Source organism: Victivallis sp. (genome assembly GCF_048170485.1).
In the GTDB taxonomy this organism is placed as follows: domain Bacteria; phylum Verrucomicrobiota; class Lentisphaeria; order Victivallales; family Victivallaceae; genus Victivallis.
In genome coordinates this window covers 1-13454 of record NZ_DBEXAY010000149.1, presented here as the reverse complement: position 1 = coordinate 13454, position 13454 = coordinate 1, and the positions used below count along the sequence as shown (strand labels likewise).

11 protein-coding genes are annotated in these 13454 nt (G+C 61.9%); 6 read left to right on the top strand and 5 right to left on the bottom strand.

Annotation, left to right across the window (positions count from 1 at the left end):
- Nucleotides 1-63: 63 nt before the first annotated feature.
- A complete protein-coding gene (locus ACMLHG_RS07775; protein ID WP_295807232.1) occupies nucleotides 64-705 on the bottom strand; it encodes a hypothetical protein in 642 nt (213 codons plus the stop codon).
- 16 nt (nucleotides 706-721) lie between these two features.
- Nucleotides 722-1318: a type II secretion system protein gene (locus ACMLHG_RS07770; RefSeq protein WP_294434429.1), complete on the bottom strand. Its 597-nt coding sequence runs from the start codon at nucleotides 1316-1318 to the stop codon at nucleotides 722-724.
- Nucleotides 1319-1526: 208 nt separating this feature from the next.
- Here ACMLHG_RS07770 and ACMLHG_RS07765 point away from each other — a divergent pair, with 208 nt between their 5' ends.
- Both ACMLHG_RS07765 and ACMLHG_RS07760 read left to right on the top strand, forming a co-directional pair.
- Nucleotides 1527-2612, top strand: a complete 1086-nt coding sequence (locus ACMLHG_RS07765) for a LacI family DNA-binding transcriptional regulator (protein ID WP_417170136.1) — start codon at nucleotides 1527-1529, stop codon at nucleotides 2610-2612.
- The gene (locus tag ACMLHG_RS07760) at nucleotides 2605-4473 is read left to right on the top strand and encodes a glycoside hydrolase family 36 protein (RefSeq protein WP_417170135.1); all 1869 of its coding nucleotides are present in this window, start codon (nucleotides 2605-2607) and stop codon (nucleotides 4471-4473) included. Before ACMLHG_RS07765 ends, ACMLHG_RS07760 begins: the two co-directional genes overlap by 8 nt.
- 27 nt (nucleotides 4474-4500) lie before the next feature.
- On the opposite strand, the gene ACMLHG_RS07755 is transcribed toward ACMLHG_RS07760, so the two are convergent.
- Together ACMLHG_RS07755 and ACMLHG_RS07750 are read right to left on the bottom strand one after the other, a co-directional pair.
- Complete coding sequence (locus ACMLHG_RS07755; RefSeq protein ID WP_295807240.1) at nucleotides 4501-5361, bottom strand: carbohydrate kinase family protein; 861 nt, start codon at nucleotides 5359-5361, stop codon at nucleotides 4501-4503.
- Nucleotides 5358-6338 carry an AraC family transcriptional regulator gene (locus tag ACMLHG_RS07750; protein WP_417170134.1) on the bottom strand — a complete coding sequence of 327 codons (981 nt, stop codon included), beginning with the start codon at nucleotides 6336-6338 and terminating at the stop codon, nucleotides 5358-5360. The genes ACMLHG_RS07755 and ACMLHG_RS07750 overlap by 4 nt, the downstream gene beginning before the upstream one ends.
- A gap of 165 nt (nucleotides 6339-6503) precedes the next feature.
- On the opposite strand from ACMLHG_RS07750, the gene ACMLHG_RS07745 reads away from it, so the two are divergent.
- The gene (locus ACMLHG_RS07745) at nucleotides 6504-8582 is read left to right on the top strand and encodes a peptidase U32 family protein (RefSeq protein ID WP_417170133.1); all 2079 of its coding nucleotides are present in this window, start codon (nucleotides 6504-6506) and stop codon (nucleotides 8580-8582) included.
- 12 nt (nucleotides 8583-8594) lie between these two features.
- Here the strand turns inward: ACMLHG_RS07745 and ACMLHG_RS07740 are convergent, their stop codons facing one another.
- A complete protein-coding gene (locus ACMLHG_RS07740; RefSeq protein WP_295807247.1) occupies nucleotides 8595-9536 on the bottom strand; it encodes a hypothetical protein in 942 nt (313 codons plus the stop codon).
- Between the two features lie 195 nt (nucleotides 9537-9731).
- Between ACMLHG_RS07740 and ACMLHG_RS07735 the strand changes: the two genes are divergently transcribed.
- From ACMLHG_RS07735 to ACMLHG_RS07725, 3 genes are read left to right on the top strand one after another with little or no spacing between them, the layout of a single operon-like run.
- Entirely contained in the window at nucleotides 9732-10628 is an 897-nt protein-coding gene (locus tag ACMLHG_RS07735) for an electron transfer flavoprotein subunit beta/FixA family protein (RefSeq protein WP_295807249.1), read from the top strand.
- Nucleotides 10629-10648: 20 nt separating this feature from the next.
- Complete coding sequence (locus ACMLHG_RS07730; protein WP_366943089.1) at nucleotides 10649-11659, top strand: electron transfer flavoprotein subunit alpha/FixB family protein; 1011 nt, start codon at nucleotides 10649-10651, stop codon at nucleotides 11657-11659.
- 12 nt (nucleotides 11660-11671) lie between these two features.
- Entirely contained in the window at nucleotides 11672-13390 is a 1719-nt protein-coding gene (locus tag ACMLHG_RS07725) for an acyl-CoA dehydrogenase family protein (RefSeq protein WP_417170132.1), read from the top strand.
- Nucleotides 13391-13454 lie beyond the last annotated feature (64 nt).

The window sequence follows — 13454 nt, the reverse complement described above, 5'->3', positions numbered from 1 at the left end:
CAAGTAAAAAAACGGAGGCGGAAGAGTTTCCTCTTCCGGCCTCCGTGCAGAAAGGGGTCGGATTCAGCGCTTCCCCGCCTGCCGCTGACGCATCAGCTGGCGGTACACCTGATGCTGGGCGCGGGTGGTCGGATTGGCGGAGGCTTCCCGCTGGCGCCGTTCCTGTGCGGAGGGCGGGGTGCGGCGCGGCGGCTGCTGGGCCGCCTGCTGGTTGCCCGCGGCGGCCTGCTTGCGGCGTTCTTCCTCCCGCCGGGCCCGTTCGGCGCGGCGTTTTTCCCATTCGGCGCGGCGTGCCTTCATGCGGGCGATGTCCTCGTCGAGCATGCGGTTCTGCTCTTCCAGGCTTGCGGCGAAAAATTTGCGCATTTTGGCCGCCTGTTCCGCCGCGAAAATGCGGCGCATGTTTTCCATCGCCTGACGGCGTTCGCTTTCCGAAAGGGCAGTGCGGTTGCGGAAGAGGGCACGGGGGCCGCCGATGGAGCGGATGTAGTCTCGCTGCTCCTGCAGTTTCATGCGGCCGAAGTTCCTGCTGGCCAGAAATTTTGCCGCTTCCTCCTGGTTTTCTTTCGGATCGGGCGGCGTCACCGGCCAGCAGCAGATGGCTGCTGCGACGATTCCGCCGAGAACGACGACGGCGGCGACGGCGATCAGAATCCACCGTTTCCGGCGGGAACCGGGTTTGACGAGATCGGGCATGATGGCCATTTGCCGTTCCTTTCGCTTATTTGTCCTGATAGTCGCCGACGTGAATGTCACCGAACAGATGGTTGATCGAACCGGCGGAACCGGGTTTGCCGTGGAAGTAGCGGAAGTCCGCCAGAATCACCCGGCGCGATTCCCAGTGGGGATTGCTCCGGCGGCCGTAGCGCGGCGGGAAATAGAGGTAGCTGGTCGATTCCGTCCCGAAAAACGTTTCGTTGTCGAAGGAACTTTCCGCATAGGTTTCATCATAATCGTAATCGTCGTACTGTTCGTAGTCATAGGTCTTTTTGGGGCGGTTGTCCCGGGGGCATTGAAACACCTTGCTCCCTTCGCCGCCGCCGTAGCTGGCGAGTGCCTCGGCGATGCCGATCGGCCAGTCCGCCCCCGCATCTTTCGCGATGGAGGGCATCATGTAGGCGAAGGGGCGGACCTTGCAGTCGCCCTCATAGGCATTGATCATGATTCCGATCTGCCGGAGGTTGTTCTGGCAGGTGCTGCGATATCCGGACTCCCGGGCCCGGTTGAGTGCCGGAAGCAGCATTCCGGCCAGAATGGCGATGATCGCGATCACCACGAGGAGTTCGATAAGCGTGAATTTCCCGGAATCTTTTTTCATAACAATCGTTCCCTGTAAAGGTTGTCCTGTTGTCTCTTTAACGGGAGGAGCATGGCGGATATTGTACCGGAAAAGGGAATTTTTTCGGAAAAATCCTCCCGGACTCCCGGATTTTGATTTTTTTGCTGCCTCTCTCCTTGTATTTTGTTCATTCCGGCTTATATTAAATCAATATTTTGCTGAACCGGTTCAGCCCAGGAGCAGGGGAATGCGTGTCACATTGAAGGATATCGCCGCACGGGCAGGGGTGTCGAAGTCGCTGGTGTCGATGTATCTCAACGGCAACCCTGCGGCGCGGCTTCAGCCGGAGACGCGGGAACGGATCGACCGTGCGATCGCGGAACTCGGCTACCGCCCCAGCTTTGCCGCGCAGGCGCTGGCGCAGGGGCGGACGAAGATGATCGGTTTCGTGGTCGGCGGAGTGCGGGATCCCTACTTTTCCGGAATGATCGATGTGATTCTGGATACCGTCGACCGCCGCGGCTACCAGCTGATGCTCTTTGTGACGCGCGGCCAGCCGGAAAAGGAACGGCGCTGTCTGGAGTGTCTGGTCCGTTCTCAGGTGGACGGGGTGCTCTACCAGCCGCAGCTGGATCCCGATCTGCCTCTGGCGCAGGAGTTGTGCCGAATCCGTTATCCATTGATCCTCTTCGGGCAGCAAAGCTCGCAATTTGCGACGGCGTGGAGCGACTGCCGGGCGGCGATTCGCGATGCGGTCCGCGAGGTGTGCTGTGACGGAGAAAAACAGCTCTTCCTGGCCGGATATCATCTCTCCCGCTATGTCGAGTGGTTTGCCGAGGCCGGGAGGGAATGGGGGGCGACGCTGGAGCTGTATCCGGATCTCTCCGGCCGCGAACAGGTGCCGCAATTGATTCGCGAAATTCTGCGGAAGAGTCCGCCGGTGGTGTTCCTGAGTTCCTGCCGGATTGCGGAGTCGCTTCTTGCCGCGATCGACGCGGAGAAGAGGGCGTATCGGCCGCGCATCATCACCATCTACCATTTCCCGATCGATCTGGTGGATGACCCGAGAATTGCCGGGGTGATCCGGTGCGATTTCGACGGGCTCGTGTCGACGGCGGCCAATGCGTTGATCGATCAGGCGGAGAACCCGTCGGAAACGTTTGTGCGCTCCTACACCGGACGGGCCGGATTCGTGCCTTACCGGGCGTTCGACACTCTGCTCAAGCCATATGATGCAATCCCGGCGGAGGAGGCGGAGCCGGCCGCTCCCCGCGCCGAAATCAAAAAAGTTCCGGATGTGAAAAGAGAAGAAGGGAATCAGGAAGATGATTGAGATTCATCCCGACGGCACATTTGACCTTGTGCTCGGCGAGTTCCGGCTGGAACACTGCCGGACGAAGATCCACGTCAACCGGGAGGAGGAGCCGGTGAGCTGGAGCTGCACCGCCCCCGGAGAACTTTCCGGAGCGAGCCGTTCCGGCAGCTGGCGTTTTTCCGCTGCCGAACAGGCCGGGCGGATTGTACTGCGGCTGAACGGCACGTTGAAGGCTCCCGCCGATCTTGTCGAAGTGACCGTGCTGGAGATTCCGGAACTGGCGGCCGATCATCTTCTTGCCCAGGGGCTGCGCATGGGCGGTTGCGAAGCGGTCAAACTGCCCTGCCGCCGGGAGAAGGAGTTCGAAAGCTTCTACCACTGCATGATCACCCGCAACGGAAAGACGCTGATGCTGTCGATGCCGCTTCGCCAACGGCAGCCGGGATCGTTCCGGGGGCGGTTCGAAGGGGAGCGGCTCGGCGGCGTCCGGGCACGTTATGAACTGCTCTGCTACAGCGGTTGCGAGGTGGAGCTGGATCCGGTCACGATCGAGGCGGGCGACGGCTTCGCACTGCTGGAGAACTGGACCAGCGGCAACATCGAGTGCCCCCGGGACTTCTCCGCTCCGCCGGAGGCCGGCTGGAACTCCTGGGACTATTATCGCTGGACCATCACCGAGGAGGAGGTGCTGAAGAACGCCGAATTCATCGCCCGCGATCCGGTGCTTTCGAAACATGTCAAGCGGATCATCGTCGACGACGGCTGGCAGTACTGCTACGGCGAATGGGAGGCCAATCCCTATTTCCCCAATGGGATGGAATTTCTGGCGAAGGAACTCTCGAAGATGGGATTCGAACCGGGGCTCTGGTTCGCGCCGTCGATCATCGAACCGCACTGCTTCATCGCGCAGCAGGCGCCGGAGATGCTCGCGCTCTCCCTCGGCGGCCAGCCCTGTCTCGCCTATGAGTGCATGCGGCGGTTCGGCTTCGTGCTCGACCCGACCGTGGAGAAGACACGCAAACATCTGCGGGAACTCTTTTCGCGCTATGCTGGGATGGGGTACAAATACTTCAAGCTTGACTTCCTCAACTCCACGTTGAACGCCCCCCGTTTCCATGACGGCATGGTGCCGCGCAGCGAGATCGTCCGGCGGCTGCTCGAACCGGTTTACGAGGGAATCGACGGCCGTGCCCGGATTCTCGGCTGCAACTACCCGTTTCTGGCGGGGAACCGGATGGTGGATTCGGTCCGGATCGGCGCGGACATTCATGCCCGCTGGCCGAACATCCGCAGCAACGCCCTGTCGGCCGGCGCCCGTTTCTGGGCGAACAAGCGGCTCTGGCTCAACGATCCGGACTTCGCGGTCTGCCGCGGCGTGGAGACCAGCGACGACCCGAACCTCTGGCGGCTCAATCCGCTGCTCGTCTTCGTCGAGCCGGGAGCGGCCTTCGATGCGGAACGCGATATGAAACTCGCCACGGCGACGAAGAGCGAAGTGGAGATTCTGCTGGGAGTGGTCCTGATGGCGGCCGGTGCGGTCAACCTTTCCGACGACATGACGAAGCTCAATGCGGCCGGTCTGGAGCTGGCGCGCAAAGTGGTTGCCGCGCCTTCGGGCGAGGCGGCGAAACCGCTGGATCTCTTCACCGAAGAGTGTCCGGCGCTCTGGCTGCAGCGGGTCGGGAACGGCCGCCGTCTGATGACGGTCAACTGGGGGGAAACTCCGAAGCGGGTCCGGCTGAATCTCGCCGATTACGGCATCCCGGGTGCGGAAATGCGCGACTTCTGGCGGGATGAGCTGGTGGCGTTTCCGGGCGGCGTGCTCGAACTGGAGCTGGCGCCCCACAGCTGCCGCCTCTTTGAAACACCTGCGCTCTGACGCGGGGGATTCTTCCGCCGCGCCGGTTCAAAACTCCTTGAGCGAATCCGGCAGCGGCGGAGTGGCTCCGTGCTGTGAACAGACGTAGGAGGCGACGCGGTTGCCGTGCCGGTTGATGCGGTCGAGCGGAAGACCGCGGAGCAGACCGGCGATCAGCGTCGCTGTGAAGCTGTCGCCGGCGCCGACGGAGTCAACCATTTTCTCCAGCTCTCCGGCGGGGGCGCGGGAGCATTCGCCGCGGCGGTGAAGTTCGGCTCCCTCCGGGCCGAGGCTGAGGGCGACCAGTTCGATGTTCCCGGCGAGCAGGCGGGGGATGACCTCCTCGGGTTTCACCTCGAGGAATCCCGCCAGAATCGGGAGCTCTTCATCGTTGAGTTTTAGCATGTTGGCCAGCTGAAGCGTCTCCAGAACCACATTCCGGTCGTAGTAGGGGGCACGCAGATTGAGATCGAAGACGCGAAGGGCGTCTTTCCGGGTATGGCGGAGGAAGGTGCGGATGGTTTCTGCTGAACCGTTTCGCTGAGCGAGGGTGCCGAAGCAGACCGCGTCGAAGGTCGGGGCGAGTTCCGCGAGGGCAGGGGTCCAGCAGATCTGGTCCCAGGCGGATTTCTCGGCGAAGGTGTAGGTCGGTTTCCCGTGCGAATCGAGAGAGACGCGGACTTCGCCGGTCGGGAGCTCGTTTGTCTGGACGGCCGAGGTGTTGACGCCGAGTTCCGCAAGTTCCGCAAGGGCGCGTTCCGCCAGCCGGTCGCGGCCGACGGCGGAGATGAGGAAGGAGTTCAGCCCGAACTGACTGAGCATTGCCGCGACGTTGCAGGGGGCGCCGCCGAGGCGGTCGCGGTCGGGGAAGCGGTCGAACAGAATCTCACCGATGGCAGCGGTTTTCATAAGTCGTTTTCCTTATTCATTCGTTTGTGTTTCGTAACGTCTGCAAAGGCCGCCGGCCGGGTGCGGAGCTGGGATGGCGTGTAGCCGAACCGCGCCCGGAACTGGCGGGAAAAATAGATGACATCGCTGAAGCCGCAGCTGCCGGCGATCTCCGAGACATTGTAGGAGCTTTCTTCGAGCATCCGGCGGGCGTAGTTGAATTTCAGCGAATTGACATACTCTTTGATGGTGATGCCGTGAGCGCGCAGAAAGAGGCTGGAGAGGTAGTTCGGCGAACAGCCGATCGCGTGCGCCGTCTCGGCCACATCGGGAAACCGGTTGGGGAAATTTTCATCGATGTACCGTTTTGCGCGGTGCGCCAGCGGATGAAACGATTCGGTCACGGTGTGCACGGTCTGCGTCTTTCGCGTTCCGGCGAGGCGCAGTTCAATGTCCAGCCGGAGTTTTTCAAACAGGGCCCGGGTCAGGTGGTCGCGGATCTCGTCGCACCGCCGGTCGCGATGGTCAGCCCAGGCGGAGAGCGCCTGAAGGATTCCGCAGTAGAAGAGCGGTTCCTCCAGCGGCAGAACATGGTAGACCGTCGGGAGATGGTCGCGTCCGGCGCAGGCCAGATGCAGCGAAGCATGGTTGCTGCGGGTCATCAGAACGAAGTTGGCGAACGGGGCGCCGCCGCAGTTGTTGCTCCGTTCCGCGTGGGGCAGCCCTGGGGGAATCAGCAGCAGGTCGCCGCTGCGGAGCTGAACGGTCTGGTGAGGGAAACGGAATTCACACCCACCCTGAAGCTGGAGAAAAAGTTCCGGCTCCAGGTGGTAGAAGCTGTCGGGCACCTTCTCCCACATGCCTTCGGTGCGGGGCAGTACGGTTTCCCCTCTCTGCCGGCGGAACGCCTCCAGCGCGGGCAGAAACCACTCCTCCGACCAGCTCCGGTCGGTGTCGGCAAGATGGAGTTCGGGCAGTGTAAACGGTCTGTCGGTCATAGTGCGCCTTTCGGAGAATAAAATATTGCCGTTTGGATAAATTGCAAGTCTCCATGCGGTGAAAATTCATCGTTGCGGGGGGCGTTTCCCTGCTTGCGGGGGAGCCGTTGCGGTGATATGTTATGAGTGTGATGAAAATTCGCTGTTCACGGGAGCCTTTGCCGCATGGAGAGACAATCGAACGTTCCGGAGCTGCTCGCTCCGGCCGGAAATCTGGAAACCGCTCTTGCCGCGTTCGACGCGGGGGCCGATGCGGTCTACGGAGGGCTGGCCAAATTCAACGCCCGGGAACGGGCCGCCAATTTTTCCCCGGACGAACTGGGGAAACTTCTCCGCTATGCGCACGGCAACGGGCGTCGGGTCTACCTCACCTTCAACACCCTGCTTCGGGAGGAGGAACTCGACGAGGCGGCGGAATTTCTGGCGGAACTGGCACGTCTGCGCCCCGATGCGCTGATCGTGCAGGATCTGGCGGTGGTGGAGCTCTGCCGCAACTATTTCCCTCAGCTGGTGTTGCACGCCTCGACACAGATGGGCATCCACAATTCGGCGGGGGTTGCGGCCGCGGCCGCACTCGGCATCCGCCGGGTGATTCTGGAGCGGCAGCTGACGCTTGAGGAGTTGCGGCGGATTGCCGCGGCTTCGCCGGTTGAACTGGAGGTGTTTGTTCACGGTTCGCTCTGCTGCAGTCTCTCCGGCCGCTGTCTTCTCTCATCGGCGCTCGGCGGATGGAGCGGCAACCGGGGCAAGTGCAAACAGCCCTGCCGCCGCAGTTACGAGGCGGGGAAGCGGCGGGGCTTTCTGCTTTCACCGAAGGATCTGGAGGGGGTGGATCTGCTGCCGGAGTTCCGGCGGCTCGGCATCGCCTCGCTGAAAGTCGAAGGGCGTCTGCGCGGACCGGAATATGTCTGGAAAACGGTCCACGCTTATCGGATGCTGCTCGATTCTCCGGAGGATCCCGCGGTCGAAGAGGAGGCGCGCCAGTTGCTTCGTTCGACCGCGACGCGCCGCCCGTCGAGCGGATTTTTCCGCCGGGAGGAGTGGAAAACGCTGATCGATTCCGAACGGCCCGGCGTATTCGGAGTGCGGGTCGGCACGGTCGGGAAGGTTTCGCGCTCGGGACTGTCGGTGCGGACGGAGGGGCGGCTTCACCTCGGCGACCGGCTCCGGCTGGTGCCGCCGGATGGCGGGGAGGGGAACACCTTTTCGTTGATCTCGCTCCGGTTCCGGGGAGCGGATACGGTCCGGGTGCGGGCCGGTGTGGAGTGTTTTCTGCCCGGAGAGTTTGCCGCCGCGCCCGGATTTCTGCTCTACAAAATCGGGGAGAATGGATTTGATTTCAGCCGCCGGGCCTCGACGCTTCCAGCCGGGCGGCAGGCGGTGGCGGTGACGCTCCGCTGTTCCGCCACACGCTGGGAGGGGCGGATCGACGGCGTGGACGGGTGCTGGCAGGCGTCGGTCGATTTTGCTCCGGCAAAACAGCGCCCGCTGGATGCCGCAACCGTCGAAGCGGCGTTTGCCGCCGGAGTTCCGGAGCCGTGGGAGGCCGCACCGGTTCATGCGGTGGTGGAGGGGGCGTTTTTCGTGCCGTCGAGCAGTTGCCGTGAACTGCGGCGGAGTTTCTGGGAGTGGGCGGCAGGTCGCCTTGCCGGCCGGGAACTTCATCCGGAAATTCCCGCCGCGCTGGAAAAATTCCGCGCCCTCCGCCGGAATCCTCCGAAGCCGCCGGAATCGCTCCCTCTGGAACAGGATATGGCGGAACTGCGGATTCCCGCCTTTCTGCCGGAAGGAGAACTGCCGAAATGGCGGGAACGGATTTCACAGGCGTATGACGCCGGGATCCGCCGTTTCCGGATCGGCGGAATCCACGGGCTGGAACTGCTCCGCCCGTTTGCCGGAGTTGAGATCATTGCTGAATTCCCGCTGCCGGTGACCAATTCGCTTGCGGCTCTGCTGCTCCGGGAGGAAGGGGTGTGCGCGGCGGAACCCTTCGCCGAACTGGACCGCCGGTCGCTCTCTGCATTGCGGACCGCTTCCCCGCTGCCGTTGCTCCGCTGTTCCGGGCCGGTGCCGTTGCTGGTCACCCGGGCGGTTCTGCCGGCCGGGGAGTGGCGCGACGAGCGCGGCCGCCGATACCGGGTGGAACCGGGGGCGGAAAGCGGAGTGACACTGCTGTTCGCGGTCGGGAAAACTCCGGAAAGCGTCGACGGGGTCGAGCCGTTTTACTCCAATGAGTGGAAGTGAGCGCCGTGCGGCTCAGCTGATGGAAATCCGGTTCACCTCGCAGCGGAATCCGGCGGTGAGGGTTTCCGCAAGCTCCCGCCCGAGCTTTTCCGAGCCGAGCCGTTCGCCGCGCTCGTAATCGACGATGAAGTCCAGCATATCCGGCACCGCGAGGTAGAGCGGCAACGGTTCCGTGACGGCCAGATGTTGCTCGATCGCTTCGCGCGCCGCTTCCAGAATCTCCGTCATGCGGTAGAGCAGGGGCTCCACCTCCAGCTCGGTCACCGGGGGCGCAAGGTGGAATTTCTCCGCAAACGGCTTCATCATGAAGAAGAAGCTGATGCGGGAGAAGATCGGAGTTATCCCGTTGACCCGCAGGATGCCGTCGTCGATCAGCTTCTGCGCCTCTTTCGGCAGAATCCGGTAGAGTTCGCTCTGGGTGGCAGCCGGCGCAGGGGGCGGTTCGACCGGTTCGGGCGGCGGGGGCTCCTCTTCCGCAAGCTGTTCGTAGTGGCGGGCGAGCTCCAGTAAGAGGTGCGGCGAGGCCGCGTCAAAGTGGAGCAGCCGCGCCGCGTCACACACCTGGCGGACGATCCGGTCGAACCGTTCCGGCGGGCAGGCGAGAAACTTTGCGAGCAGTCCGGAGACCGATTCCGGGCGGGTGCTGATGGTGACGAGCCGTTCACTGCCGTTCCGGCGGAACAGGGCGGCGACCTCCGGGAACCCGGTCTCTTCGAGCATCCGCACGACCGCCGAGCCGAGTTCGCCGCGGCCGAAGACCGGTTCGGGGCGGTTGCTGTTGAGCAGCGTATATTCGACCGCAAGGGCGATGTCTTCGGCCATGTAGCTGGAGTCGCGCAGACCCGCCGCCAGGAAGCAGTGGATGAGTCTGGTCTGCAGCTCCACCGCGTCGAAGGGGACACGGCTGCCGTCGAATTCCTGAATTTGAATGAGTTTTTCCGCCAGTTTCACCATACATATAACATAGTGCGCCTCGCGGGCGGTTGCAAGCTGATTTTCCCCGGAGAGGAACGGATTTTTTTGCCGGAATTGCGGAAAAAGTTCTTCGGAGCGTTTGATATTTCCCGCGCTTAGGATATATTATCACGTTTGATTGTAAAATTTTTACGGATGCAACATCAACCATTAACCAAAATGGGAGTCGAAACTGTGAGTTATACCGTACTCGTGTTCGTCAAACAGGTTCCGGATACCCAGAACATCTCCGGCGACGCAATGACGCCGGAAGGGACCGTGAACCGGGCCGCGCTCCCGGCGATCTTCAATCCGGAGGATTTGAATGCGCTGGAACTGGCCCTGCAGCTCAAAGACCGTTACGGCGTCCGCGTGGTGGTTGCCACGATGGGAATGCCGGCTGCCGCCGAGGTTCTCCGGCAGGCGCTTTACCGCGGTGCGGATGAAGCGATTCTGGTGACCGACCGCGCGCTCGCCGGAGCCGATACCCTTGCGACAAGCTATACGCTCTCCTGCTGCGCGAAGAAGATCGGCAAGGTCGATCTGATCCTCTGCGGCCGCCAGGCCATCGATGGCGACACCGCCCAGGTCGGGCCGCAGATTGCGGAAAAACTCAAGCTCCCGCAGATCTGCTACGTCGAAGAGGTCGTCGAGCTCGGCAAAGGGAAGGTGGTGGCCCGCCGCGCGATCGATGGCGGGTACGAAGTTCTCGAATCCCCCCTGCCGGCGTTGATGACCGTGATCGACTCCAACGAGCCGCGCCCGATGAACGCCAAGCTCATCATGAAATACAAGCGCGCCCGGACTCCCTCCGAAGTGGCCAAGGAATTCACCAACAGCAACTACACCGAAGGCAACGAACTCGATGCCCGGCTGCGGTCGCTCGAGGCGAAGGGGCTGCTGATCAAGGAGTACAGCGCCACCGATATCAACGCGGATCCGGCGCGCATCGGTTTCCCGGGCTCCCCGACCAAGGTGAAGCAGGTCATGAGCGTGGTGCTGACCGCCAGCGAAGCGAAGTCGGTTCCGGCCACCGCCGAGGGAATCAATGAACTGATTCATGAACTCATTAGCGATCACACTCTGGGGTAAGCGTCATCATGGCTGAAAAAATTGGTAACGTCTGGGTTTTTATCGAACAGGAAGGCGGCAAGATCGCCGATGTGAGCCTTGAACTGGTCTGCAAGGGCCGTGAACTCGCCGCTCAGCTGGGCGTCAAGACCGAAGCGCTCCTGCTCGGCGACAAGCTCGAGAAGTGCGTCGATACCCTCTACAGCTACGGCTGCGACACCGTCTATCTTGCGGAAGATCCGCGGCTCGAGCCTTTTACGGTTCTTCCGTACGCGAAGGTCATCATGGATCTGATCCGTGAACACAAGCCGAACATCCTTCTCTTCGGCGCCACGCTCAAGGGGCGCGAACTTGCGCCGCGCGTCGCCTCCGAGAAGCTCGGCGGCCTCACCGCCGACTGCACGCAGCTGCGGATTGACGACTTCGAAGATAAGAAGAACAACAAGAGCTACACCAACAAGCTCATGCAGATCCGCCCGGCCTTCGGCGGCAACATCATTGCGACGATCGTCAACACCTGGGACGATCCGCAGATGGTGACCGTCCGCGAAGGGGTCATGAAGATGGATGCTCCGGATCCCTCCCGCAAGGGCAAGCTGGTCCGCGTCAAGCCGCAGATCACCGATGCGGAAACGGTGGTCAAGGTGCTCGAGCGGGTCCGTGCCGACAAGGAGGTCGATCTCAAGGGCGCTCAGATCATTGTCTCCGGCGGCTACGGTGTCGGCAGCAAGGCGAACTTCAAGCTGATCTACGATCTGGCCGAAGCGCTCGGCGGTGAAGTCGGCGCCTCCCGTGCCGCGGTGGACGCCGGGTGGATCGATCACGATCATCAGGTCGGTCAGACCGGTGTGACGGTGCGTCCGCGCCTCTACATCGCCTGCGGTATCTCCGGTTCGATTCAGCACTGCGCCGGCATGTCGGATTCGAAAAAGATCATCGCGATCAACACCGATCCGGGCGCGCCGATTTTCAGCATCGCGCACTACTCGATCGTCGGTGACTTGAACACCGTGATTCCGCAAATGATCAAAGCATTCAAGGCCAAGCAGTAAGGATTATTCAAGATGGCGAACTTTTTCAAAGACAACCCGGATTTGATGTTCACGCTGAATCATCTGGATCTGGCGGAATCCACCAAGTTGCAGGAAAACGGCTACAAATATGCCGAGACCTATGACAATGCGCCGGTCGATTATGCCGATGCGCTGGATAACTTCAACCGCGTTCTCGAAGTGGTCGGCGAGATCTGCGGCGACCGGATCGAGCCCCGCTCGCGCACGGTCGACGCCGAAGGACCGCATTTTGCCGACGGCGTGGTCACCTATCACCCGCTGACGGTGCAGAACCTGAAGGATCTGACCCAGGCCGGTCTGATGGGTGTGATGCTCGGTCACCAGTACGGCGGCCTGAACTTCCCGGTTTCGGTCTACACGATGATGACCGAAATGGTTTCCCGTGCCGACGCGTCGTTGCAGAACATCTTCGGTCTGCAGGACATTGCCGAGACGATCAACTTCTTCGGCAGCGAAGAGCAGAAGAACACCTATCTGCCCAAATTCGCGAGCGGCGAATACGACGGTTCGATGGACCTCACCGAGCCGGATTTCGGTTCCGACCTTCAGTCGGTGCGGCTGCGCGCCTGGCAGGATGAAAAAACCGGTCAGTGGTACCTCAACGGTATGAAGCGCTTCATCACCAACGGTTGCGCCAAGGTGCACCTGGTGCTGGCCCGCTCCGAAGAGGGGACGACCGACGGCCGCGGCCTTTCGATGTTCATCTGCGAAGCGTGTCCGCAGCTGGTGGTCCGCCGGATCGAGAACAAGCTCGGCATCCACGGCGTTGCCACGACCGAGTTGCAGTACAACGACGTGCCCGCTCAGCTCTGCGGCAAGCGCCGCATGGGGCTCATCCGCTACGTGATGAGTCTGATGAACGGTGCCCGCGTCGCGATCAGCGGCCAGGCGGTCGGTATCGCCGAAGCGGCCTACCGCGAGGCGCGCAAGTATGCTTCCGAGCGTCAGCAGTTCAAGCGGTCGATCGACAAGTTCCCGGCGATCTACGACATGCTTTCGAGTATGAAGGTGCGGCTGACCGCCGCCCGGGCCCTGCTTTATGAAACGACCCGCGTCGTCGACCTGCGCAATGCCTACACCCATCTGGTTGAGCACGGCGAGAATCCGACCGCGGAAGAGCGTGCGTTGCAGAAGTACTACAACAAGACGGCGGCGGTGCTTACCCCGATGTGCAAGGCGCTGGCCACGGAAGTGGCGAACTCGGTCGCCTACGATGCGATTCAGATCCACGGCGGTACCGGTTTCATGAAGGACTTCAACGCTGAGCGTTTCTATCGCGACGCCCGCATCACCAACATTTACGAAGGCACCACGCAGCTGCAGGTGGTGGCGGCGATCGGCGGCGTGATTCAGCGCGACAACGACCAGCGGATTCATGAACTCGCCGGTCTGGAATTCACCGGCAAGCTGGCGCGGCTCCGCGATATGGTGATGGAGCTTTACGAGGATCAGCTCAAGGCGGTGAAATTCGTCGCCGAGAAAAAGGATCCGGCCTATCACGATCTCATGGCCCGCAGTCTGGTCGAGATGGAGACCTACGTCTTCGTCGGTCTGCTGCTGCTGCGCGATGCGGCCAAGTGTGAAGAGCGTGCGGCGATTGCCGAGCGTTATGTGCTCGATTCGGTTCCGGAATTCCGGAAGCGCTATATGCGCGTGACCTCCGGTGACGTGACGCTGATCGACAACAACCGCGACATCATCGATTATTGATTTCGCGCGGTTCCGGCAAAAAAATGCGGCGAAACGCATCGTGTTCGATGCGTTTCGCTCGCTG